The organism is Thalassobacillus devorans, from assembly GCF_011761345.1.
GTDB lineage: Bacteria > Bacillota > Bacilli > Bacillales > Halobacillaceae > Thalassobacillus > Thalassobacillus devorans.
On the sequence record NZ_JAASRY010000006.1, the window covers coordinates 20,540 to 44,981 of the forward strand.

Annotated in this window: 26 protein-coding genes and 1 riboswitch; of the genes, 8 read left to right on the forward strand and 18 right to left on the reverse strand. The window is 43.0% G+C overall.

Features of this window, described 5'->3' with window-relative positions; translation table 11 throughout:
- Window positions 1-110: 110 nt before the first annotated feature.
- Complete coding sequence (locus tag FHS45_RS16960; RefSeq protein ID WP_062438929.1) at window positions 111-1,526, reverse strand: sodium/glutamate symporter; 1,416 nt, start codon at window positions 1,524-1,526, stop codon at window positions 111-113.
- 224 nt (window positions 1,527-1,750) lie between these two features.
- Here FHS45_RS16960 and FHS45_RS16965 point away from each other — a divergent pair, with 224 nt between their 5' ends.
- Entirely contained in the window at window positions 1,751-2,287 is a 537-nt protein-coding gene (locus FHS45_RS16965; RefSeq protein WP_062438926.1) for a DUF2179 domain-containing protein, read from the forward strand.
- 45 nt (window positions 2,288-2,332) lie between these two features.
- On the opposite strand, the gene FHS45_RS16970 is transcribed toward FHS45_RS16965, so the two are convergent.
- Both FHS45_RS16970 and FHS45_RS16975 read right to left on the reverse strand, forming a co-directional pair.
- Window positions 2,333-2,776, reverse strand: a complete 444-nt coding sequence (locus tag FHS45_RS16970; protein ID WP_062438923.1) for a YueI family protein — start codon at window positions 2,774-2,776, stop codon at window positions 2,333-2,335.
- Window positions 2,777-2,836: 60 nt separating this feature from the next.
- Window positions 2,837-3,712, reverse strand: coding sequence for a diacylglycerol/lipid kinase family protein (locus tag FHS45_RS16975; RefSeq protein ID WP_062439136.1), 876 nt, complete (start codon window positions 3,710-3,712; stop codon window positions 2,837-2,839).
- A 246-nt stretch (window positions 3,713-3,958) separates the two neighbouring features.
- On the opposite strand from FHS45_RS16975, the gene FHS45_RS16980 reads away from it, so the two are divergent.
- On the forward strand, window positions 3,959-5,170 hold the full coding sequence (locus FHS45_RS16980; RefSeq protein ID WP_062438921.1) for an NAD(P)/FAD-dependent oxidoreductase: 1,212 nt from the start codon (window positions 3,959-3,961) through the stop codon (window positions 5,168-5,170).
- Window positions 5,171-5,361: 191 nt separating this feature from the next.
- Here FHS45_RS16980 and FHS45_RS16985 read toward each other — a convergent pair whose 3' ends face one another.
- From FHS45_RS16985 to FHS45_RS17025, 9 genes are all read right to left on the reverse strand, one after another.
- Window positions 5,362-5,862: a hypothetical protein gene (locus FHS45_RS16985; protein WP_062438918.1), complete on the reverse strand. Its 501-nt coding sequence runs from the start codon at window positions 5,860-5,862 to the stop codon at window positions 5,362-5,364.
- A 135-nt stretch (window positions 5,863-5,997) separates the two neighbouring features.
- Window positions 5,998-6,276, reverse strand: coding sequence for a GNAT family N-acetyltransferase (locus tag FHS45_RS16990; protein WP_062438917.1), 279 nt, complete (start codon window positions 6,274-6,276; stop codon window positions 5,998-6,000).
- Window positions 6,277-6,360: 84 nt separating this feature from the next.
- Window positions 6,361-6,510 carry a hypothetical protein gene (locus tag FHS45_RS16995; protein WP_157620107.1) on the reverse strand — a complete coding sequence of 50 codons (150 nt, stop codon included), beginning with the start codon at window positions 6,508-6,510 and terminating at the stop codon, window positions 6,361-6,363.
- Window positions 6,510-7,949 (reverse strand): carbon starvation CstA family protein, encoded by a 1,440-nt coding sequence (locus tag FHS45_RS17000; RefSeq protein ID WP_062438915.1) that lies wholly within the window; start codon window positions 7,947-7,949, stop codon window positions 6,510-6,512. Before FHS45_RS17000 ends, FHS45_RS16995 begins: the two co-directional genes overlap by 1 nt.
- A gap of 139 nt (window positions 7,950-8,088) precedes the next feature.
- Window positions 8,089-8,823: a LytR/AlgR family response regulator transcription factor gene (locus FHS45_RS17005; protein ID WP_062438913.1), complete on the reverse strand. Its 735-nt coding sequence runs from the start codon at window positions 8,821-8,823 to the stop codon at window positions 8,089-8,091.
- Window positions 8,820-10,565: a sensor histidine kinase gene (locus FHS45_RS17010; RefSeq protein ID WP_062438911.1), complete on the reverse strand. Its 1,746-nt coding sequence runs from the start codon at window positions 10,563-10,565 to the stop codon at window positions 8,820-8,822. Before FHS45_RS17010 ends, FHS45_RS17005 begins: the two co-directional genes overlap by 4 nt.
- Before the next feature lie 121 nt (window positions 10,566-10,686).
- The gene (locus FHS45_RS17015; RefSeq protein ID WP_062438909.1) at window positions 10,687-10,896 is read right to left on the reverse strand and encodes a zinc ribbon domain-containing protein; all 210 of its coding nucleotides are present in this window, start codon (window positions 10,894-10,896) and stop codon (window positions 10,687-10,689) included.
- Between the two features lie 672 nt (window positions 10,897-11,568).
- On the reverse strand, window positions 11,569-13,023 hold the full coding sequence (locus FHS45_RS17020; protein WP_062438907.1) for an aldehyde dehydrogenase family protein: 1,455 nt from the start codon (window positions 13,021-13,023) through the stop codon (window positions 11,569-11,571).
- A 95-nt stretch (window positions 13,024-13,118) separates the two neighbouring features.
- Window positions 13,119-13,565, reverse strand: coding sequence for a GNAT family N-acetyltransferase (locus FHS45_RS17025; protein ID WP_062438904.1), 447 nt, complete (start codon window positions 13,563-13,565; stop codon window positions 13,119-13,121).
- A gap of 144 nt (window positions 13,566-13,709) precedes the next feature.
- Here FHS45_RS17025 and FHS45_RS17030 point away from each other — a divergent pair, with 144 nt between their 5' ends.
- Window positions 13,710-15,095 (forward strand): DUF2254 domain-containing protein, encoded by a 1,386-nt coding sequence (locus tag FHS45_RS17030; protein ID WP_148349950.1) that lies wholly within the window; start codon window positions 13,710-13,712, stop codon window positions 15,093-15,095.
- Here FHS45_RS17030 and FHS45_RS17035 read toward each other — a convergent pair.
- On the reverse strand, window positions 15,092-15,370 hold the full coding sequence (locus FHS45_RS17035) for a hypothetical protein (RefSeq protein WP_062438901.1): 279 nt from the start codon (window positions 15,368-15,370) through the stop codon (window positions 15,092-15,094). The genes FHS45_RS17030 and FHS45_RS17035 overlap by 4 nt on opposite strands.
- Window positions 15,371-15,553: 183 nt before the next feature.
- Here FHS45_RS17035 and FHS45_RS17040 point away from each other — a divergent pair, with 183 nt between their 5' ends.
- Both FHS45_RS17040 and FHS45_RS17045 read left to right on the forward strand, forming a co-directional pair.
- On the forward strand, window positions 15,554-16,468 hold the full coding sequence (locus tag FHS45_RS17040) for a cation diffusion facilitator family transporter (protein WP_062438899.1): 915 nt from the start codon (window positions 15,554-15,556) through the stop codon (window positions 16,466-16,468).
- Window positions 16,461-16,769 carry an ArsR/SmtB family transcription factor gene (locus FHS45_RS17045; protein WP_139823694.1) on the forward strand — a complete coding sequence of 103 codons (309 nt, stop codon included), beginning with the start codon at window positions 16,461-16,463 and terminating at the stop codon, window positions 16,767-16,769. Before FHS45_RS17040 ends, FHS45_RS17045 begins: the two co-directional genes overlap by 8 nt.
- A gap of 109 nt (window positions 16,770-16,878) precedes the next feature.
- On the opposite strand, the gene FHS45_RS17050 is transcribed toward FHS45_RS17045, so the two are convergent.
- Complete coding sequence (locus tag FHS45_RS17050; RefSeq protein ID WP_062439130.1) at window positions 16,879-17,301, reverse strand: pyridoxamine 5'-phosphate oxidase family protein; 423 nt, start codon at window positions 17,299-17,301, stop codon at window positions 16,879-16,881.
- Between the two features lie 64 nt (window positions 17,302-17,365).
- Window positions 17,366-18,046, reverse strand: a complete 681-nt coding sequence (locus FHS45_RS17055; RefSeq protein ID WP_062438894.1) for a class I SAM-dependent methyltransferase — start codon at window positions 18,044-18,046, stop codon at window positions 17,366-17,368.
- Window positions 18,047-18,195: 149 nt separating this feature from the next.
- Window positions 18,196-18,374, forward strand: a riboswitch (cobalamin riboswitch).
- Window positions 18,375-18,508: 134 nt separating this feature from the next.
- On the opposite strand from FHS45_RS17055, the gene FHS45_RS17060 reads away from it, so the two are divergent.
- The 3 genes from FHS45_RS17060 to FHS45_RS17070 all read left to right on the forward strand — a co-directional run bounded on the left by FHS45_RS17060 (window position 18,509) and on the right by FHS45_RS17070 (window position 22,307).
- On the forward strand, window positions 18,509-20,728 hold the full coding sequence (locus FHS45_RS17060) for a ribonucleoside-diphosphate reductase subunit alpha (protein ID WP_062438890.1): 2,220 nt from the start codon (window positions 18,509-18,511) through the stop codon (window positions 20,726-20,728).
- Between the two features lie 12 nt (window positions 20,729-20,740).
- On the forward strand, window positions 20,741-21,775 hold the full coding sequence (locus FHS45_RS17065) for a ribonucleotide-diphosphate reductase subunit beta (protein ID WP_062438887.1): 1,035 nt from the start codon (window positions 20,741-20,743) through the stop codon (window positions 21,773-21,775).
- Window positions 21,776-22,208: 433 nt separating this feature from the next.
- Window positions 22,209-22,307, forward strand: a complete 99-nt coding sequence (locus tag FHS45_RS17070; protein ID WP_143030722.1) for a putative holin-like toxin — start codon at window positions 22,209-22,211, stop codon at window positions 22,305-22,307.
- Between the two features lie 223 nt (window positions 22,308-22,530).
- Here the strand turns inward: FHS45_RS17070 and FHS45_RS17075 are convergent, their stop codons facing one another.
- The 3 genes from FHS45_RS17075 to FHS45_RS17080 all read right to left on the reverse strand — a co-directional run bounded on the left by FHS45_RS17075 (window position 22,531) and on the right by FHS45_RS17080 (window position 24,442).
- Window positions 22,531-22,842 (reverse strand): hypothetical protein, encoded by a 312-nt coding sequence (locus tag FHS45_RS17075; RefSeq protein ID WP_062438884.1) that lies wholly within the window; start codon window positions 22,840-22,842, stop codon window positions 22,531-22,533.
- Between the two features lie 74 nt (window positions 22,843-22,916).
- Window positions 22,917-23,045 (reverse strand): hypothetical protein, encoded by a 129-nt coding sequence (locus FHS45_RS20385; protein WP_258953952.1) that lies wholly within the window; start codon window positions 23,043-23,045, stop codon window positions 22,917-22,919.
- Between the two features lie 293 nt (window positions 23,046-23,338).
- On the reverse strand, window positions 23,339-24,442 hold the full coding sequence (locus FHS45_RS17080; RefSeq protein WP_181949512.1) for a homogentisate 1,2-dioxygenase: 1,104 nt from the start codon (window positions 24,440-24,442) through the stop codon (window positions 23,339-23,341).

The window sequence follows — 24,442 nt, forward strand, 5'->3', positions numbered from 1 at the left end:
ATTTTACATTTATTTTCACCCTTCAACAATATTCCCCAGGAAATAAATATAACTGACTTAACCTGAAAAAAAAGAGCAGGAAACAATTTTGCTTCCTATTCTTTTAGATGTCAGGCTTTATTTTTCCCGAAATAGAATAATCCGGTGAGAATTCCAATAATAGACATAATCGCGGAGACTATGAGCATAGGAATTGCTCCGAACTGGGCAACGATTGGAACAGACAATGCTGTAACGAGACCGCCGCCCAATAAAGGCTCATAGACAAGCTGCTTATACCCGAACGCTTCAAATGCAGGGGATTCATTATCAGGGTCTGTAATCCTCATAAGCAAGAGCCCGGTTGCTGTGACACCCATCGATTGCCCGAAGTCACCGATCCCTCGTTCAAACCAGTAGTTCGGGATAATTCGTGGTGCTAAAATAAGGAAACCGACTATGTTCCATGTCACCCCTGCCACCGCCAATACAAGGAAAGGAACAAAGTATTCACCAATAACGTCGATAGAGACAGAGGCAATGGCGGTTAGAATAAGCACATCCAGTGCAAAGCCTTGGATACGTGCGATCATTCTTCGGTCGAGCACTTCATGGTGATCCGTTTTATCAAAAATCAATTGCAACAGAATTCCGCCAATCATAGCGATTGGGAACAATGGTACATAAGTGAGTACTTCACTGCCGGTCCACGCTCCCCAAGTTATACTTTCAAGCCAAATTAACCCTTGTAATAAAACATAACCAATTAAAACAGCCAAAGAAACAATGGCGAAATGGAACGATAATGGTTCGATTGATTCCGGTCGAAGCGTCATACTCGCTGCCGGCTCACGGTTTTGGAATTCCATAATACCCTGCTTTTTCAAGCGTGAAAAGTCTTTTACATCTTTAACCAGTTTTGTTTTTCCACTGCGAATTCCCCAGTTGATTAAGATGATACCAAAAATGACACCGGATAATATACCGACCGTTGCTAGTCCAATAGCGAGGTCAAAAGCTTCCGGAAATCCAAGTTCTTCAAAAGTACCGGCCATACCAGCTGCTGTCCCATGACCGCCCTCGAAAGCTACTTCAATAAGAGCACCGGCCATTGGAGGTATATCGTAAAAGGGAACCAGTATCAATAATACGACCAGCAGACCAATAACATACTGCCCCCAGCCGATGGCCCACCCAAAGGCCAGCTGCGGACCGCCATAATTCCAGATTTTCTTTAAGGTTGGTGTAGTAGCACCGAGGAATAACGCTGCGAATACAATATTGATCATTAATCCGGGCAACGCTTCCCATACCTGAGTGATTCCTTCTGTCATTACCCCATTAGTCAAAAAATGGTTTTCAGAAACAAAGGAAGAAGCAATCTTTCCAAGCACCTGAGGTCCTAAAATCAATGCTAAAAATCCACCGATAATGGAAGAAGGTAAAAATAAATTCTGAAAAAGAGGTACCTTGATACGAATCAATTTGCCCAATAATAGAAAGATGGATATATAAATTAACGCAAAACCAATCTGGTCCGGGGACATAAGTATTTCTCCTTTACTTTAAAAATCTTCTAGAAATATACCCATCCAACCAGACTGCCAAAACATCAAACACCCAGAAAAAACTACCATTCTTTATCAGCAATAAAGATTTTCATATAATTTCACTTTCTTAAAGTATAAATTTAAAGTTTCCTTAATAGTTTTAGAGGTAATGAAGTATTATAATTGAAATTAAAACGTCTTAGCTTGGAGTGTTGTATAGAATGGAAGCATTAATTATCTTTGTGGCCCAATTAGTTTTGGTGCCGATCGTTACAATCAGGACAATTCTTGTCGTAAAAGGGATCCGTAATGTAGCTGCCTTCATTGGCATTTTTGAAGGTTTTATTTATGTCATTTCCTTAGGACTGGTTTTCAGTGACCTCTCAAATATATGGAATATGGTCGCCTATGCATTCGGGTTCGGACTCGGGCTCTTTTTAGGAAGCCTGCTGGAAGCAAAACTTCAAATCGGATATGTCACCTTCCAGGTCAACTTAATGCAGCGGAACGAGGACTTAGTAAAAACCCTCCGTTCCTCTGGCTTCGGTGTAACAACTTATGTAGGTGAAGGGATTGAAGATCACCGTTACCGTCTGGATGTATTAGCAAAAAGGAACCGGGAAAGAGAGTTTATGGAGATCATTGACCATATGGATCCTAAAGCTTTCGTCGTCTCCTACGAACCACGTACATTCAAGGGCGGATTCCTGACTAAACGAATGAAAAAAAGACAAGAACAAGCGGAATCAAACGCTTGATTACAGAACAATCCCCAAGTCGCGTTATCATGACTTGGGGATTTCTTATTTGCCAGTGAAGATTTTTTTCAAAAAACGAGTGACACTAATTGCTTCCGGTTTATCCTCTTCGTTTGTTTCTTCTTTTTCTTCTAAAAATATCTGCTCTTTGTCGATGGCATGGTCGTAAGTTAACACCGCGCCGATCTCCGTTTCTGCCTCCCTGTTGGAAATCGAAGTGGAATGGACACCATATTTATCGGCTAACAATCGATAATCCTTTAAAAATCGGTAGCTGATATCGCCATTTAAAAGCAGTTTTGCATCTGGATGAGATTTTATTTCTGCCTCTAATTCAGCCAATCCTTTTGCTCTCATCACTTGCCCCTTTGTAAGGGCAAAGACAATCCTTTCCCTGAGAGAACCTAAAAAACGTTTTCTCTCTGCCGGCTTTGTCTCCTTCGCTCCATAGATTCCTTCTTGCAAATAATCGTCTACATCTTTTTTCATCGCTGACTCTCCTAATGAAAACTTTCCGCGTTATTATTCTCTCAGCAATCGGGCACTGTTTCAATTTTCCGGTACGATCACTTGGATATGGCTCGGCTTTACTTCCATTTCCACCGGCAGCTGGTCACCCTGTTCTCCATCAACATTTGTAACAAGCGGGTCCTGAGAGGAGACTTTTAATCGCTTAGCTGTGAAGTACTCTACGTCTTCCTCTTCTTTTAACTCCCCACGTAATATTGCCGTTGCAATCGAAGCAAGCCGGATCATGTTCACCTGTTTGATAACGTAGCAATGAAGCATGCCATCATCCACCCTGGCTTCCGGGGTCAACTTTTCAAAACCACCGGTCGAACGAGTCAATGCTGCTAAAAACAGCAAGGAATCTCCTTCCCATTTTTTTTCATCGTACTCAATCGTAAGTGGATACGTACGATTAGAAGTCAATTCTTTTAAGCCTTCTAACACATAGGCCAGAGGCCCCAGCTTCGTTTTTTGTTCAGGCGTTACGTCATACGTGGCTTCCGCAATCGCACCAACAGCTACAATATTGACAAAATAACGATCATTGAATTTCCCGATATCTACATTCTTCGTATTGTCAGATGCCAATAGGCTGATCGCTTCGTCAGGATCAAGTGGAATGTTCAAGGCCCGAGCAAAATCATTCACCGTTCCCAGTGGAACAATACCGAGCTTCGGCCTATGGACTTGATCCACTAGTCCATTGATTGTTTCATGCAACGTTCCATCTCCACCTAAAGAAACCACCAGCCCAAAGTCACTTGTGCAGGCATCCTGACAGAAATTCGTAGCATCCAATTCTTTTTCTGTCTTTTTGACAGTGGAATCGTATCCTTTTTCTTTTAATATTGCTTCAATCTGTTCAATATATTCCAAGGCGTTTTCCTTCCCGGAAGAAGGATTAGCGATAATCATTGCTTTCACGGGTGTTCCTCACTCCTGCCCTTAAGCTTTTCAGCTTGTTATTTGTTGTTCCATCCTATCCATAACCTGATACCACAAGATTTTGTTTATCAAACAACAATAGGCACTGGGAATGTTCTTGCAGCGAATTGGTTATTGCTACAATTTATATTAAAACTTTGCTACGATGAAAAAGTGGGTAACATAGTACTAATGGAAACAGACTTAGAAATTCCCAATATGGAAGGGGTATGTTAAATGAGTACGAACAAACCAAGAATTGTTGTTCTTGGTGCTGGCTATGCTGGTATGATGACAACAAAGCAACTGACGAAAAAACTCAGCCCAGATGAAGCAGAAATCGTTCTCGTCAACAAGCATAACTATCACTACCAGACAACCTGGCTTCATGAAGTAGCCGCTGGCACCATCAACACCAATCAGGCACGTGTCATGATCAGTGATGTCATCGACCCAAATCGGGTACGTTTGGTCTATGATTCCGTCGTCAAAGTAAACAAGGATGAACAGAAAGTTAAATTAGAAAATAGTGAACTTACGTACGACTACCTTGTTATTGCACTTGGATTTGAAACCAACACATTCGGTATCAAGGGGATGGAAGAAAACGCCTTTTTCATCCAGGATATTGATAGTTCACGGCAAATATTTGAACATATCGAATATCAATTCGCCAAATATAATAATGAAGAGGATCCAAACGAAGAAAGTCTCTCCATTCTTGTGGGCGGTGGCGGGTTTACCGGCATCGAATTTGTCGGTGAACTTGCTGAAAACGTCCCTAAACTTTGCAGAAAATATGACATCGACCCGAATCTTCCAAAGATCATCAATGTAGAAGCCGCTCCTTCTATCCTGCCTGGCTTCGATGAAGAATTGGTCGCTTATGCGAAAAAATCACTGGAAGACCGTGGTGTTGAATTCCGGGAAGGTGCTAAAATTGCAGAATGTAAAGAGGACGCCTTTGTGGTAAATGAAGGGGAAGAGATCAAGGCTGGTACGATCGTCTGGACAGGCGGTGTTACCGGGAACTCCATTTTGAAAAAATCAGGGTTCGAACTGACTAAAGGGAAAGTAACCGTGGAAGATACCCTTCTCGCTCCAGCGGAAGACAACATTTTCATTCTCGGAGATTGTGCTTGGGTCATGGATAAAGAAGCAGGCCGCCCTTATCCTCCTACCGCCCAATCTGCCATGCAGCATGCCGGCACTTGTTCCAACAATATTAAAGCCCTGCTCCGAAATGAGCCATTAGAAGAATTTGTATTTGACAATAAAGGTACAGTCGCTTCCCTCGGCAAGTCAGACGCGATGGGAACTGTCTTTGAAGATAAAAAATTGTATGGAAAAACAGCCGCTTCCATGAAAAAAGTGATCGATAATCGCTGGCTGTTATTGCTTGGCGGCCCAAAGCTGATTCTTAAAAAAGGTAAATTTCGTCCTTTCTAAATGGAAACGATGAATAGGAGGTAGTTTCATGAATAAAGCATTCTATTTTTTCCTGGCTTTCCTCGTCACACTCATTGGATATGCGGTTACCAGCCGTACCTTGGAGGAAACAAGAGAATTCCGTTAAACATTGTCAACCACTCAAAAAAGCCTCACGCAATTATGCGTGAGGCTTTTATTCATCCATAGTATTAGCTTTGTGTTGAATTATTAACAGTTGAAGCCTGCGTGTTATCGGAAGTGGAGGAAGCTGTATCATCAGTGAATTCGCCTTTTGCTTCTTTTACTTTTTCCCCGGCTTCTTGCAGTTCTTCACCAGCTTCTTTAGTAGCTGCAACTGCCTCTTTTGCATCTTGCTGAACATCGGTTACTTTGGGCAGGATATCTTCATTTGCTTTCTCATAAATACTGCGAAGACTTGCAACCGCTTCTCTTAATACTGCGGAAGTATCCTGAATGCGTTCCATCAAATCATTTTTCTTGCCTGAAGGATCTTCTTTGACATCACTTGCAAATTGTGAAATGGTGTCTTTAGCCTGATTAGTATTATCCATTACTTTCCTGCGGGTAGTCGAGTCGATCATTGCAATAGCTCCTCCAGCCAATGCACCGATCGTGATTGCCATTAGTAATTTACTATTCTTCTGGTCTTCTTTGTTCGGTTGTACCTGAGATTGCGTTTGCTGTTCCATCTAATCACTCCTTAAATGTATAAATAAAAAGCACGGCTTCGCCATATCTCTATGGGAAACCTTTGTTTTTTTCAAGCTCCTATCTATCCATACACTACCTCTCTTGAAGACAAATTAAACCGCAAATTTATTCCATTATTTCACTTTCCAAACATCGTGGTAAGAAGGGGTTTCTTCAAACTTTTTTCGCGCGAAACTGCAGACAGGGTCTATTTGCTTATCATTCTGCCGGGCATAATCGACCACCCGCTTTACTAATTGGGACCCTACACCCTGGTTTTTGAGCTTATCCGATACGGCTGTATGTGTGATGGTATATGTATGGCTCCCCGACTCTTCAAAAGTGATTTCTGCATCTGGATTTGCTTCTTCTCCGATAAAAAATTGACCGTTCCCCTGTTTAATCTCTTCCATGACTGATCACACTCCTTTCCTATATATTCGACAGAAAACCAAAAAAACCTGTCCCGGCAACGGAGCCAGGACAGATTTTTTCTATCATCCTTGAACATAAATCAGGAAAACTGCGACTATAATCGTCACACTTGCCAGTTTCACCCACAAAGGTACTGGCCTGGTGTTGTTTTCATTGATTCTGTTCTCCTCTTCCTCCACCATTTTCTGATAATCAGGACTACAGCAGCCCATCAGGCACTCTTCAGTTCTTCTTCTAATGGGATATTCTGCGTCAAACGCTTACGGGCAGAAAGGAAGAAAGCAGTAACAATGGCGACCGTAATGATACCAGCTATCACATACGAAATTTCAAGCGGCAAACCGAAACCGATCGGTGCATTGACGATATAGGTGAATGTAGCCATCGTAATGAATGTTGCCGGGACGGCAGCGATCCAGTAATTTCGTTTGGATAAGAACAAATACATGGCAGCGACCCATAAGGCAATCATAGCTGTCGATTGATTTGCCCAGGAGAAGTATCTCCATAACAGGGTAAAGTCAATACGAGTCAGCACGAAGGAAATCGCAAACATTGGGACAGCAATCCACAAACGACTGACGACCTTTTTCTGAGATACATTCAAATAATCAGCGATGATCATCCGAGCACTACGAAATGCTGTGTCGCCAGATGTAATCGGCAATACGATGACACCTAATACAGCCAACGTTCCACCGACTGCACCAAGCATAGCGATCGATACTTCACTGACTACTGCAGCAGGCCCACCTGCAGCTAAAACTTCATTCAAACCAGTCGAACCGTTGAATAGGCTCATGGCAGCAGCCGCCCAAATCATAGCGATGACACCTTCCGCAATCATCATACCGTAAAAAATACGACGTCCCTGTTTCTCTTTCTGAGTTGTCCGGGAGATGATTGGCGTTTGTGTCGCATGGAATCCAGATAGCGCCCCACAGGAAATCGTCAAGAATAACAGCGGGAAAATCGGCGCACTTTCCGGATGCATGTTTTTCAACGTCAGTTCTGGAATAGGCGCTCCTGTGACGATTAGGGAAATCCCTACACCAACAGCACTGATGACCAGTAATGCCCCGAAATACGGATAAAAGCGTCCAATGATCTTATCGATCGGCAGCAATGTAGCTAATAGATAGTAAGCAAAGATAGCTGCAATAATGACCGGTAGTGTCAGCCAGCTGCTTGTCATATTATGCAACAGGTCCGCAGGCGCGGAGACGAATACGGTTCCAACCAAGACTAAAAGCAGGATGGCGAAAGCATTGACGACATGCTTCATCGCTTTACCAAGAAACTTCCCTGCCAGTTCCGGAAGATGAGCACCACGGTTACGAATAGAAATCATACCTGTCAAGTAATCATGAACAGCACCCGCAAAAATAGCACCGAATACAATCCAAAGAAATGCTACAGGACCATATAGTGCCCCCATAATCGGACCGAAAATCGGTCCTACACCAGCTATGTTCAAGAGCTGGATCAAAGAATTACGTTTTTCGCCCATCGGCAGATAGTCGACACCATCGCCGTGAGAATAAGCAGGTGTCATACGTTTTTCATTGACCCCGAATACTCTTTCGACATACCTGCCATATGTGAAATAACCAATGATTAGAAGTGCGATACTAGCTATGAAAGTAATCACATCTATTTCCTCCCTCAGTTCTGTTTGTAATCGTTTACATACAGGATACCAAGGGAATGTCGATATGTGACGATTTTGTGTCTAAGATGTCGTATCTGTCGGTTAACATGCATGTAAGCGGTGTCAACGCGCACCAATTTTACAGCTCAAGCAGCTCCCTCAACCCTTTTACATAGTTGCGGCTGACAGATAATTGCTCCTCCCTGCCCTGAAGCACTAATTGATAAGCACCGTTGAACCATGGCACGAGACGCTCCACAAACTGTAGATTGACTAAGTAGCTCTTATGAATGCGGTAAAAAGAATAAGGCTTTAACCGCTGTTCGATTTCTTTTAATGGAAGTTTTGTTTCATACACTTTTTCTTCTTCAACGATTTTGGTGGTACGATCATCCCGGTAAACATAACATATTCTGGCTGGATCTAAATAAAAAATCTCATCCTCTCCTTCTACTGCCAGCTTTGATGGAGTCTTAGAAGGAGCAGCCAAAGAAGGTGCCCTGCCTAAAGATTTCACCAGGCGATTGACCGATTCAGCCACTTGCTCTTCCTCAAAGGGTTTTAACAGGTAATCTAATGCTTCATAACGAAATGCCTCGACCGCAAAATCCGGATAAGCTGTGGCAAAAACGATGCGAGGCGGATGCTTCAATTTTTCCAGGGATGCAGCCACCTCCATCCCGTTCGTACGGGGCATTTCTACATCTAAAAATACGATATCCGGCTGGAGCTGGACCGCTTTCATTACAGCACTTTCCCCCGACTCCGCTTCTCCGACCACTTCTAAATTTTCCTGTTTTTTCAATAAATATTTCAGCTCTTCACGGCTGAAGCGTTCATCATCTACCACTAATGCTGTGATTTTTTTGCTCATGATGTTTCTTCCTTTCCTGCCTCTGGAAGCCAAAATGAAATCCTGGTTCCACTGCCTGGTTCGCTCGAAATGTTCAATCGCGATGAGTGTCCATACATTTGAATCAAGCGACGGTTCACATTATAGAGCCCGATTCCTGTACCTTTATCGGAATCAATTTTTTGTCCACCTAAGTCTCCAATTAGTGCAGGATCGATTCCTTTGCCATTATCCTGGATAATAATTTGTGTTCCCTTCCCCGATTTCGAGATAGTTATCATAATTTCACAATCGTTATCCATATCACTTAACCCATGCTTTACACAATTTTCCACTAAAGGCTGCAGTGTAAGTGGTGCAATAGAAACGGATAAAGCACTTGGATCCACCAAGTAAGTAACATGGAGTTTATCGACGAACCTGGTTTCTTCTATTAATAAATAAGCTTTCACATGTTTCAGTTCTTCCTCGAGGGTCGTCCAACTTTTTGTCGTAGCACCAAGGTTTTGTCGGAAAAATTTAGACAAGGCAATCAATAAGGACCTGGCCCGATCTGGTTCCGAACGAATTAAGGAGACAATCACATTCAATGAATTGAACAGAAAGTGGGGATTGATTTGAGCCTGAAGCGCCTTCACTTCCGCCTCCTTAGCTAGTTGACGTGCCTTCTCAGCATCGGCAATTTCCAGCTGTTGACTCAGTAAAGCGCTTAATCCCTGAACGAGTTCCAGCATAACGTTGGTCACCTGTTTTTCCGATTGCACATAAAATTTCAGCGTACCCACCACTTCATTGCGTTTTTTCAACGGGGCAATCACCGCCGTACTAAGCGGACAACCCTTAACGTTACAATGGATCGCCTCATGCTCAGCCACAATCATTTCTCCCCGTTCAATCACTTTCCTTGTCGCTTCTGTCTGGATACGATGATAAGCCTGATGGTGGTCATCCGCTAACCCAACATGAGCCAAAATCTTTTCTTTGTTCGTGATGGCGATCGCACTGACATCGACTTCCCTGTATATAATACGGCACACTTGCTCTGCAGAATGCTGATTCAATCCTTTTCTTAAATATGAGATAGTGGATTCCGCCAACTGCAAAGCTTTTTGTGCCTGCACAGCTCCGGCGCGCTGCTCTTCATTCAAAACATTTCGGATGATCAGTAAAAATAAAGCAGACCCTACGCCATTGGCCACAATCATCGGAACTCCGATTTCTTCTACAAGCGCAAAAGCTCTTGGTGCCGGTTTGGAAATAAGCAGGATGACACCCATCTGGACCGTCTCTGCAAGCGACCCTACTATCAAAGCAGTTTTTAATTTTAGCGGCTTTTTCTTTTTATGAAAAAAGCCACTTAATATTCCGGCAATGATTGCGGAAATGCCACAGGCGAGTGCAGTAAAACCACCAAGAGAATAGCGGTGGAGTCCGGCAATCAGCCCGGCACCGATCCCGATTTTATACCCGCCCAGTAATCCGGCTGTAATGATTCCAATAACTCTGGAATTGGCAATCGCTTCTGTCTCCGCCAAATCAGTTGCCCACCTGCCGAATTCAGTAGATTCCGCATCAAAGGTGATGCCTGTATAGGTACCGATGATACCGAATATTCCAAAAAACAATATAGCAGCGGCTTGCTGGCGGAGAGTGATCGCCTTTTTATCCATTAATTCACGAAAAAAGCGGAAACGCGTAATGATGAAAGCGACGGTAACGATAATTCCTAACCGCTCCAGCATCGGTAATAACAGTTCAAACATGCTGTCTGTTCCTCTCTGTTTTTAACTATCTGTTAGTGTAGCATGACAAGGGGTTTCTCATGCAAAAGGAAAATTTTTCGGGCATAAAAAAACCGGCATATAAGCCGGCCTGAATGTTTGCCTATCCACCAAAAAAGAAATCTATAATATTTCCCGCAGCAGATGCTTTCTTATTATAAAACTCCGAGTAGCCACAGTTTTTGCAGTAAACCACCGTGAATTTATTGTGCTGAAGATCCATCATTTTCGATAACCCTGATCCTGTCATTGCTACATCTTTCGTATCCGCGTCCGTACTTCCACATTTGATACAGCCTTCACCTGTTTTCATCATGAATTCCTCCTCGAAAATCATACTGTTATGTCATACGATTCAGAGAAAGAAAAGTTCCACCTATCTTATCTTATTACTTTAAAGGGCCGAATTGTGGAAGACTCAGTTTCAAGATAGTGAGGCTTCTTTACCATAATAGCGTCAGGGGTGGCTGGGAAACTACTCGCTTTCCTGCGGGGAACCGGCGAGCCTCCTCGGTCGTTTTCACTCCCTGTGGGGTCTCGCCTGGCTCCTTCTCCCGCGGGAGTCTCGCAGTTTCCCAACCACCCTATCCAAAATATAAAAAGAACCCCTGTTATAGATGAAGATGTCTTCCACTAAACTGTGTATTGCAAGCTACAATCATGCTTTTACAAGTAGTTCTCCCTTTGGTTGAAGGACTGTATAACTATGTTTCCGTTCCTCTTATAAACGCAAGGAGGTTCGGGAAATTACGAGACTCCTATGGGATGAACATGATGGGTGAGATCCCGCAAGGCGAAGCCTGAGGAAGCTCACCACATGCCCATGGAAAGCGAGTGATTTCCCGGACCTCCCAATTCTCAACACTATAACGGAAACAGTTTCTCTCGAAACTGAGTCTTCCATTAAAGGGAGCTTTTCTGTAAAATCAATATGATGATTTCACATAGCCATTAAAAAAGGAGAGGTTGCCCCCTCCTTTTCTAATTAAAATGGAAATTGCCGATATTCATTTTGAACACTGATCCATTTTTCCGTGGTGAACTTATCGATTGCCCACTGGCCATTGAAGCGGCCGAGACCAGAGTCTTTCTCTCCGCCGAATGCCACATGAGCCTCATCATTTACCGATTGATCATTGACATGGATCATGCCTGTTTCAATCTGATCAGCAATCTGAACGCCGCGATGGCGGTCCTCTGTAAATACAGATCCACTAAGCCCAAAAGGTGTTCCATTGGCCATCCGGACTGCCTGTTCTTCATCCTTCACCTGAATGATTGGCATGACTGGCCCGAAAATTTCATTGCTTGCAATCGGCATATCATTCGTTACATCTGTTAAGACGACCGGCTCCATCAGGTTACCTTTAACATCTCCATCGACCAATTTCGTGGCTCCTTGCTGGATACTTTCTTCCATATCCTTTTGGATGCGTTCTACCTGGTCCCTGTTGATCAATGGACCGATAACAGTATCCTCCTCAGAAGGATCACCAGCCTTCAAGCTTTCTACTTTCTCCTTGAATGCTTTGACGAATTTATCATGGACTTGTTCATGGACGATGACGCGGTTGATGGCCATGCAGATTTGTCCTTGATGCAAGTATTTGCCGAATGCCGCTGCTTCTACAGCTTTATCTATATCAGCATCTTCCAGTACAATCATGACGTTGTTACCGCCAAGTTCGAGCGTTGTTTCTTTTATATGCTTTCCTGCCAGTTCGCCGATATGGCTTCCTACCTCGGTAGACCCGGTAAACGAGAACACTTTTGGAATCGGATGCGTCAGGAAATCATCCCCGATTTCAGACCCTCGGCCTACAACCACATTTAATACGCCAGCCGGAAATCCTGCTTCTTCAAATAAATCAGCGATCAGAAGACCAGCTGTCACAGGTGCATCCGATGCCGGCTTGACCACCACAGAATTACCGGTAGCTATCGCAGGAGCTATCGAGCGCAGGGCCAAATGGAAAGGGAAGTTCCATGGTCCGATGACACCGACCACTCCTTTCGGTTTACGGTAGACACGGTTTTCCTTGCCAGGTGTATTGGAAGGTAAGATAGTCCCTGTCATCCGTGTCGGGAAGGACACAGACTCCTTTACGATTCCTCTGGCTGCCTGAAATTCAATTTCAGACTTAACTCTCGTACTGCCGGATTCCTTGATCAACCAGTCGATAATTTCTTCTTTTCGGTTGTCCATCACTTGGACGAGTTTTTCAAAATAAGCTTGCTTTTCTGCGGGGAGCAGTTTCTCCCATTCTTTTTGTCCCTGCTTTGCACCTTTATAGGCTTTATCTAAATCCGCTGCATTGGCAGAAGGAATGACACCGATCACTTCTTCTGTATAAGGGTTTATATTTTCTACCTTTTTCTCACTTGAGCCTTCAATCCATTCTCCGTTGATATATTGCTTTGTAAGGTTTTCTTGGCTCATGGTTAAATACCTCCAGTATTTTATAATACATTCCTATTTTCCACCTGTGAACAGTTTTCAAACAAACGGAATGCTCAAAGAAGATACCTGGAGGATCAATCAAGCTTCATTAACATGTCGACATGGGGAATCCCATCATCCATATAGACCTCAGATATTTCTTCAAAACCAAATGAGCCGTAGAAATGACGAAGGTGCTCTTGTCCCTGAAGAAATATTTCTGCTGCAGTTCCTTGTGTCCGGATTACTTCAATTGCTTTATCCATCAGCTGGCGAGCATATCCTTGACTGCGATATAACGGGTTAACAACCACCCGGCCAATGGAGATATACGGATATTTATCACCAGCAGGAACCAGACGGCAATAAGCAACGATATCGTTTTTATTTTCCAGCCATAGATGTGTGGAAGATTCATCATGGCCATCTAATTCCGGATAAGCACATTCCTGCTCTACTACAAAAACCTCTAATCGCAATTGAAGGATCTGGTATAACTTCTGATTAGATAATTGATGAAAAGATTGCTGTTTCCACTTCATAGGGCTCGCTCCTTACGTATTACCGAATAATAAGAATACGGTTATCAAAAACTAGAAAACAATGTCATTTATCAGTTTCAGCATCTTACTGGAAGGGAATTTCTTTATTGTTAAATTTTTATAATTCCAAAGGGGGGTAAACCTTTGTTTAGTAAACTATTGCCACTAGATTTACAAAAGTACTTGCAAATGTCAGCGCAGCAACGCCGGCATGAATTGCAGAAAACCTTATGGTTTATGCCAATTATTTACGTTGTTTCTTCACTCCTGCTCGTAGCCGTGACGCTATTATTGGATCATCAATTAAACCTGGCACACTACGTCCACCCTGTTTTCCATGCCAGAGCACAAGCGACCCAAACCCTGCTGGGAGCTCTTATCGGGGGGATTCTTACTTTAAGTGCCTTCACGTTGAACTCTGTGTTGGTTGTCCTGACCACTTTCAGCGGCCAATTTTCACCCCGCATGCTGTTGAACTTTGTCGCTGATAAAAAAACACAGCATGTACTGGGTATATTCCATGGCAGCTTTGTTTACGTGCTCGTCGTATTCCTGTTCGTCACTGGACAGCAAAACGAATTTTATGTAGCTATTCCAAGCACCACTGTAGTGCTCGCATTTATCACTGTGATGGTTTTCATATTCTTTATCAACCACGCCACCACCTGGATGCAGGTGCATAATATTACCTGGACAATGAATAGGGAATCGAAAGAAATTATTAAAGACTCTCTCCGTAATGAACTGGAGGAATACCGGACAAATGAACCCGGGAATAAATATGAAGATTATAGAAGTCAGGAAGTCATCGTTACGTCTCCTAAACCAGGATATATCCAGCTGATTCATTTCAAAGAAATCATCGAACAGGCGAAAAGAGATGATATTATTATGAAATTACATGTGAAAGTCGGTGATTTTACCCTCCGGCATAATCGCCTTTTTTCTTATTGGGGACCGGGCAAAGACAACATCAATGAAGAAGTGTACAGAAATTTGATCGAAATCGGTCATAAAGAAACAGAGATCCAGGATATCAAAATGGGGATGACCAAACTTGCCGAAATAGGTGTTAAGGGCCTCGGAAATAATGATCCTAAAACAGCCATCAACACGATTCATCAAATGGCCGACCTGTTAGTATCCGTAGAAGGCTACATCACTTTCTCCCCTTATTTGGCGGATCAAACCGAACAAGTCAGGATCATCATGGATTCAGAGGATTTTACTTATTACCTTTACCGCGGGTTTGGTTATATTCGGCATTACGCCGATAAGAACTATCCAATCATCACTGAAATCATTGTAGCGTTGACTCTGGTTTCTCAATCGATAGACGCCTCCAAGCATGACCAGTTATGGGAGTTCGCCAGTAATACAGTTGACCATATCAGTGCCCAATTCATTTATGATATGGACCGGAAATATTTGTTGGATAAATTATATGATCTTGCTCTGATGACCAACCACGAGATGGATTACTATGGTGTTGAGCGTCGGCTGCTAAATATTAACCCAACAGACTATTAACACCCAATCACTTTTTTACAAGCAACAATAAACTGATCAGGGGGAGTTGCGATTCTGTAAGTAAACACTCCCTGATTGGTGTGTAAATATAACAACCCCACCTCTTCCCTTACAGGGCGGTAAGAAATATCAAATACATTTTCTAAAGCAAATCGGTAATCCCGGGATTTGATTTCTGTTTCAGTCAAAATCAACTGGTGATGCGTATCTACATAGCGCTGACCATCGAGATCAACTTTCCGCACGGTATCAATATAAGGCTGCACAGCTATCAATGGTCCACCTCCAAAAATATTCACATTTTTGTATATTGTAGCGCATTATTAAATTATTATCATGGTTACTGTTTATCCCTTAAAAAATACTGATAGTTTTGTTGACATTCTTCATCACGTTACATAACATAATATATGAGCATATACTCATATAACCACATAAGAACGAAATGAGGGAGAAAAATGTCCCATCACCATCATCATCACGACCACACCACAGGAAATATTAAAGTCGCTTTCTTTTTAAATTTCACTTTTACTATTATTGAAATCATTGGCGGAATTTTGACAAATAGTATGGCTATTTTATCTGACGCTTTACATGATTTAGGAGATTCATTATCCTTGGGTCTTGCCTGGTTTCTGCAGAAATACTCCAAGAAAGGAAAAACAAAAGACTTTTCATTCGGATATAAACGTTTTTCCCTGCTGGCTGCATTGATCAATAGTATTGTATTAATTGTCGGTTCGGTCTTCATTTTAACGGAAGCTGTGCCTAGGTTGTTGAATCCGGAGCAGCCTGATGCCGGCGGAATGATCATCCTGGCTATATTAGGGATCATCGTCAATGGTGCGGCAGTCTTTCGTCTTCGCGGCGGAGAATCGATGAATTCCAAAGTAATGACCTGGCATCTGCTTGAAGATGTGTTAGGCTGGGCTGCTGTTCTGGCCGTCAGTATTGTCATGTACTTCTTTGATGCCCCGATTCTGGATCCTATCGCCTCCATCGGTATAACGGTCTTTATTTTTTATAACGTTGTCAAAAACTTATTCAAAACCATGAAGTTATTTTTAGAAGGTGTCCCAGAAAATATTGATTATGAGGATATCATTAATAAAATGAATCGATTGCCGAACGTCCAGTCGACTCACCATACCCATCTGTGGTCTCTGGATGGGGAGCATCACGCGTTCTCGACCCATATTGTAGTATCAGAACATGCTACCAAGAATCAGGTTTGCACCATCAAAGAACAAGTGAAGGAAATACTTGAACCTATCCACCTTGATCATATTACGGTAGAAATTGAATATGAAGATGAGCATTGCTCCGTAATGGAGCATGATGAAGAGGAAGGAGGACTGCAGCATGGATGATTCCCGTTATACGGATCTTGATGAAGAAACATTATTCCTTGTTTCTCAAACATTCAAGGCGCTTGCCGATCCTACCAGAATCAGAATTCTTAACTTATTGTTCAACCGGGAATACAGTGTCAATGAGATAGCGGAACAGCTTCACTTACGCCAGTCGACCGTTTCCCATCAGCTGCGTTTCTTAAAGAACCTGCGTCTTGTGAAATTCAGACGTGAAGGAACTTCCATCTATTATTCTCATGATGATGAGCATGTATTGAATGTCCTTCACGAAACCATCCAGCATGCCTTACACCATTAGAAAGCTTGGCATGTCACAAACTATTTATAGCGATAGCCTTCCTTTTTCTTATCATTTAACCCTGCATTAGAAAACCGCGCCCTTGCAATTTGCCCGGCGCGGTTTTGTTTTACAGCTCTAAGGTTTGAGGAGTAGTATCTCCTTTATTCATCAGCCTGATCTGCTCTGGAGTAATTTTAAGAATGATATAATTCGGATCCTCCGGCCCTTGGAACCAGTTTTCCATATAATCGTTCCAATGCTGTTTCTTCAGACTTTCGTCCTCTTTGATTTCTGCCTTCCCTTCTATTTCAAGGTAGGCATCACCAAAGCCTTCTCCTTCATAACCAATCAGTATATGGACGTAAGGATTCTCGTCGATTTCTTCTGCCTTGTGTGTATCCTTACTTGTCGGTGTATACAATGTCAGTTCTTCATTAAAAAAAGTCATATAGCGGGAGTGCGGCCGATTATTTTTGACCGAGGCAAGAGTACCGACTTTATTATTCTCAAGTACCTGCAATACTTTATCTTTCAGTTCTTGATTATTCATCTGTGAAATAACACCTTCCTTTTTTACATAGCTTTCCTTAAGGAAAAGAAAGTTAAACACAGAATTATTTTTCCAGCATGAATACCCACATAAAAGTAAGCGCCTGTTGCAGCTCTTTCGAGAGGTTTTTCAGCTGTTTATCCGTGACCCCGCGCTTATAGACGCCGTGGCCATCCAGGACCTTTAACCCCATTTCCTGGGTCATCGTTTCAAATTCCCACGGCATCATCGTGTTACATATGACACCTTCCCCGTATAAACGGCGATAACTATTTATACGAGGCGCAGCGGTAGGTCCAAGTACCCCGATGCACATTTTCCCACCAGGTCGTAAGATACGCTTCATTTCTTTTAGTGCATCTGCCGGGACCTCTGTCCACTCCAGACAATTGATGGCCATGATGGCATCATAGCTTTCATCTTCCACATCCAAGCCAGCCAGATCTCCCTGTCTGAACGTTAGTTCCACGTCCTTGAACTGACGCTTCGCCCGCTCAATCATTTCCGGTGAGATATCAATACCAGTCACCTTGTAGCCTGCTTCATGCAATTTATAGGACCCATAGCCATCCCCGCAGCCGATATCCGTAATGAAAGATTCGGGTTTGATATGCTTCTGTAGAAAAGGAATAATTGTCTTACGACTTCCTTCCTCCCACATCGTTTTACTATTTTCATTCCAAAAGTCTGCCCGGCCGTCCCACTGTCGCTCTACCTCTTTATGCCATTCAAAATTATTTTTCATCACAATTTTCCTCCTGTCTACACGCCTCTTCATAGTTTTCGACTGTCTATCCAAAATTCCTTTTTTAGAAAAGTTGTTGCAACATCCTTTTTCCTTCGTTATCATTGAGACACAAGATAAGCTAACAAAACCACACCAAAACACAATATATTGTATTAGCGAATAGCGGATGCCACAAGGCTTAATAGGGAATCTGGTGCAAATCCAGAACTGCCCCCGCAACTGTAAGTGCTGACGAAACGGATTTCCACTGTGCATGATTAGCATGGGAAGGACCGGATTAGGGTGAAGCGCAAGTCAGGAGACCTGTCACTATTCGCAGGAAGTTTCTGCTTCTTCGGGGATTGAGAAGATGAAACGATGGAATAAGGCAGCCTTCTTCTCTGTAACGGCCCTCATTATTCCATGGTTTCATCCGCTCAAATCGAGCGGTTTTTTTATTCTTTTTAAAGGAGTGGAACCATGGAAGCAACTTTTACCCATAAAGAAACCAACTGGACTGACTGGCTGAATAAACGCAGCCACCGCTTTCCCCATTTAGACTTGGATCAACTGAAAGATACCCAGAACAATACATCGGAAAGTCAGGATCAAACCCAACAGCTGATTTTAGCATGCCTGGCTTTGATTGACGAAGAAGCACCGGATTGGACTTATGTTGCTGCGGAAGTACAGCTGGAGCACATGTACAAAGAAAGTTGTTCCAATCGCAGTCATTCTCGCCCTTATCAGGGATTTCGTCACATGGTTGCGCACCTGATAGACGAAGGAATCTATCATTCTGACTTATTGACCTCTTATACCGTAGCAGAAATGGAAGAACTGGAGGCTGCCATATGCCCTGATCGGGATAAGCTGTTTACCTATATCGGATTAAAAACCCTCCATGACCGCTACCTGGCTAAAGACAAACAAGGCAGATTATACGAACTGCCTCAGGAACGCTTCATGATCATTGCCATGACGTTGATGGAAAAGGAACCAAAAACGAAACGCATCAGCCTGATCAAAGAAGCCTATTGGGCCCTCAGCAACTTGTATATGACCGTCGCGACTCCAACCCTGGCTAATGCCGGAAAAAGTTACGGTCAGCTGAGCTCGTGCTTTATCGATACGATTGATGACAGCTTACAATCTATCTTTGATAGTAACACAGATATTGCCAACTTAAGTAAACATGGTGGCGGTATCGGCGTCTACCTCGGAAAAATCAGAAGCCGTGGAAGTGATATAAAAGGATTCAATGGAGTCTCGTCCGGTATTCTTCCCTGGATGAAACAATTGAACAATACGGCAGTGAGCGTCGATCAGCTTGGTCAGCGCCAGGGAGCAATAGCTGTCTATCTCGATGTATGGCACAAAGACATCCTTTCCTTTTTAGACGCACGACTAAATAACGGCGACGAACGTCAGCGTACCCACGATTTATTTTCCGGGGTCAGTATTCCGGATGTTTTTATGGAAGCGGTTGAAGCAAGGGGTGACTGGTATTTATTCGACCCACACGAAGTCAGACGGGTCATGGGCTTTTCTCTGGAGGATTTTTATGATGAAGAAAAGGGAGACGGCTCCTTCAGGGAAAAATACCAGGCTTGCATCGACCACCCGGACTTATCCAAGCAGTCCATCCCGGCAATTGAAATCATGAAAAAAATTATGGTCAGCCAGTTAGAGACTGGAACACCCTATATGTTTTACCGCGATGAAGTCAACCGGATGAACCCGAACCGTCATGAAGGCATGATCTATTGCAGCAACCTCTGTACGGAAATAACCCAAAATCAGTCTCCTACGATAGAGGAAGAGCACTATGTGAAGGATGGAAAGCTGCATATTGTTCGAGAACCTGGGGATTTTGTCGTTTGTAACCTATCAAGCATCAACCTCGGAAAAGCAGTACCAGCTAACGTATTGGAACGATTAATTTCTATCCAGGTCCGGATGCTTGATAATGTGATCGATCAAAATACAATCCCGGTCATGCAAGCTCAATTGACGAATCAAAAGTATCGCGGTATCGGGTTAGGAACATTTGGCTGGGCTCACCTGCTTGCCCGCAAGCATATCAAATGGGAATCAGAAGAAGCAGTCCAGTTTACTCATAAAGTTTATGAAGAAATCTCCTACCATACGATACGGGCCAGCATGGAATTGGCTAAGGAAAAAGGCGCCTACCCGGCATTCCAGGGATCGGATTGGGAAACCGGCGAATTTTTCGCGAAACGTAATTTAAACCGAAATGATAGCTGGGACAGACTTGTAAATGAAGTCTCAAAAAACGGGGTACGAAACGGCTATATGATGGCGGTAGCACCGAATTCCAGTACATCCCTGATTGCCGGAAGTACAGCTAGTATCGATCCGATATTCAAAAAGTTTTATTCGGAAGAGAAAAAGGATTTCAAAATCCCGGTCACAGCCCCGGATTTATCATCAGAAACCTACTGGTATTACAAGGCTGGACATGAAATCGACCAGCACACCAGCATCGAGCAGAACAGCGCCAGACAAAAGTATATCGATCAATCTATCTCGTTCAACTTTTATGTCAAAAATACCATCAAAGCGAAAGAACTGCTCGATTTACATGTACACGCGTGGAAAAGCGGCTTGAAAACGACCTATTATACCCGTTCCACGTCGAGCCAGGATAACTTTGAATGTGACAGCTGTTCATCTTAAGGAGGAATATTCATGAAGTTACAGGAAAGAAAATTGGTGGACCACGAAGCGCCTAATGCATCTACCGGGATTATTAATGGGAATAGCTCCAATGTGCTGAACTGGGATGATGTACGTTTTCCCTGGGCGTACCCAATGTATAAGAATATGCTGGCGAACTTCTGGATACCCAATGAAATCAACATGAGCAATGACATTAAACAATGGTACACACTTTCAGACCAGGAACAGGACACTTTCAAGAAAATTATCGGTCTGCTCGCTTTTCTTGATTCCATTCAAACAGACTACTCCAGTAAAATAGCTGATTATTTAACTGATTCCAGTCTCGCTGCCTTGATGCAGGTGCTTTCGTTTCAGGAAGTAGTTCACAATCAGTCCTACTCTTACGTCCTGTCTTCCCTTGTGGATCAGCGCGAACAGGAAAGCATATTCGAGTACTGGAAGCATGATGATGTATTGAAAGAACGAAATGAATTTATTACAAGAGGATACGAGGCATTCGCAGAAAACCCGTCACCCGAAACCTTTTTAGAGTCCATCGTTTACGATGTCGTGCTGGAAGGACTGTTCTTTTATGCAGGGTTCTCCTTCTTTTATAACCTGGCGCGAAACGGAAAAATGGTTTCTACCAGTACGATGATCAACTATATTAACCGGGACGAACAGCTTCATGTCACACTGTTTGCAAATATTTTTAAGGAAACATTGAAAGAAAACCCAGAGCTTGATGCTTCTCATTACCGTGGATTTGTGGAGCAGACTTTCCATGAAGCGGCAGAGCTTGAAATTAAATGGGGGCGTTATATTATTGGCGACAACTTCCCTGGCATCACGATGCCGGAATTAGAAGACTATATTAAATTCATGGCTAATAAACGCAGCCGTCAACTAGGTGCCGGCAAACCCTTTGAAGGCTATGATAAGAATCCACTTAAATGGATCCGTGCCTATCAGGAAGTAGATGAAGGCAAATCCGATTTTTTCGAACAGAAATCCAGGCAGTATACGAAAGTGTCCGAGGATAATGGGTTTGATGAGCTCTAGAATATTAGGTCATGAAGATGCCCCCGCATGTGCCGGCTTGTTCGGTACATGCGGGGGCTTATTTAAAAGAACAGGCAAATGTCTCATATAGGCATAACATGTCTCATAAAGCGTTGAGCTGTCTCATTTATTTTGAAATTTGTCTATTATAATTCCGATATTGTCTCTCTTATTTTCTTTTTTGTCTCATATACTTGCGATGCTATCTCATATACAGCTCTATTGTCTCATTTAATAAGTGGATCTAAGCTGATTTCGCTTCATACCGGCATTTAAAAAAAGCATACTTTTATCCTATCTCTTACAACGTTCTCCCTATTTGCAGAACGTTTGTTCCCCTTTTGTGAAAAATATGGTATCCTTGTAAATAGATATCGATCTTGTAGGGAGAGGTCGGCTAGCCCCATGTCCGAGGAAGAAGGGGGTGATGCCTATGATGGGTACGTATGAAGTCCTGATGGTGATGCTTGCGTTCGGCACCTTTATTCTTACGTTGCTCGCCCTGGTCATCAAACTGACCAATAAAAAATAGACCTCCCTATTAACCCTGGACAAGTTGATTGGGAGAGGTCTATTCCTGACGGCCGATCCCCTGGGGGAATCGATATCCTTATGGACCGCAGTTGGCGCTGCGGTCTGTTTATCTTATGTCTGTACCACTTTAATGATACCACAAAATCTCAAAAATAGTATAATGAATCTCATTTTATTAACGAAAAGCCTGCTATTTTTCGCTGTATATGTCGAAAATCATACTATCTTTTCTGCTCATCAATATAAAGGTTTTTGACTTCATCCACTTTTGCTTTTAACTCCTCTAATTGCTTGTTCATTCCTCCCATTTGGGCCTTCAACTCTTCAAGCTTATTAGATGTTTCTTCTGAATACTTTTTTAATATTCCATTCATATTCAAATCTGATGTGGTAAAATCCAACTGCTTCAGCTCGGAAAGAGCGTTCACCATCGCATCATTTTTCAACAAAACCGATGCAGCTTTCCATATCCCCTCCATATCTATTGTGGTCTCTTTTTTATGTTGCTCAGTTTGTTTGCTTTCTTTAGACATATATACACACCTCTCTTTTTAGATACTTAATATAAATTCACTGGGGATCATAACCCCCCAGTGAATTCACTTTGTTAGATGGTGCCAAGAATGTCGGTGATACAACCTCTAACGATTTCCTGCTGCTCAGGAGTGCCTAGAAGTACAGCAACGAGCAGCGCCACCAAAAACAAAAGCGCAATTACCACTGCAACTAAAGCCATAAAATCTCCCTCCTTCCTCAATGCATGAGTGTAGGAGACGTCCCTTACATTTATAAGCTATGATAAACTAGTAAGCTTGTTTGCTCATATGCCTTGTTTTATAGAAAAAAAGGCTGCCTAATCTATAAACACTCCGCTGACTTACTAGACTTCGTGATACCTGTCCGTCAACTTGACTTGTCGCATAGTATTTACAGGTGCTTACGGCAAAAGCCCCAATATTTCTTATACTTTGAATCTTTAACAAAATATAAAAAAAGAAGCTGCCATGCTCGCAGCTTCTTTCATATACATTATTCCACCCATGTATACATATAGTTAGCATCCTCATAATTCTTCGCTTGCTTTACTACTTTGAGCGGCCGGAACGTATCGACCATGACCGCCAGTTCCAATGTTTCTTTTTTGCCAATACTGGCTTCAGTTGTACCAGGATGCGGACCATGAGGAATGCCGCTCGGGTGCAGCGTTATCGATCGCTCATTAATCCCTTTCCTGCTCATGAAATTCCCTTCGACATAATAAAGCACTTCGTCACTATTCACGTTGCTGTGATAGTACGGTGCGGGAATCGACTCTGGATGGTAGTCGAACAGACGTGGAACAAACGAACAAACCACAAAATTATGCCCCTCAAAGGTTTGATGGACCGGAGGCGGCTGATGGATTCGTCCCGTAATCGGTTCGAAGTCTTCCACATTGAATACCCATGGATAAAGATAGCCATCCCACCCGACGACATCTAAAGGATGGTGGTTAAAGATATGCTTATGCACATGGCCGCGTGATTTAGTCAGTACTTCAAATTCACCTTTTTCATCATAGGTTTCCAACTTTTCCGGCCCGCGGATATCCCGTTCACAAAATGGGCTGTGTTCCAGCAGCTGGCCATACTCATTGCGATACCTCCTAGGCGTTGTAATCTGACTGAACGACTCTACAAAAAAGATGAGACTCTCATCTTCCGGAACCAGTCGATAAATGGTTCCAATCGGAATGACAATATAATCCCCTTTCCGGTAATTGATCGTACCGAACATACTCTCAATCTTTCCCTCACCAGTATGGATAAATAACATTTCATCTCCATCACCATTGCGATAAAAAACGTCCATCGGTTCGGTCACTGTCATGGTGCCCATCAATAAGTCTTCATTTCCCAGCGTATAATTCCTGGCACCTAACGCGTTTCCACCCTTATCGGCTTCCGGCGTTAGGAAATGGCGGTGCCTCAATGCATCCTGCTCTTCAAATTCAGGCAGGTAGCTATACAACTGCTCCGCTTTTGTCACCTCGGTCGGCATGTGGTGATGATATAGGATCGACTGTGTCCCCGAAAAGCCTTTCGTTCCCATCACTTGTTCACGGAATAGTGTTCCGTCTTCTTTCTTAAACAT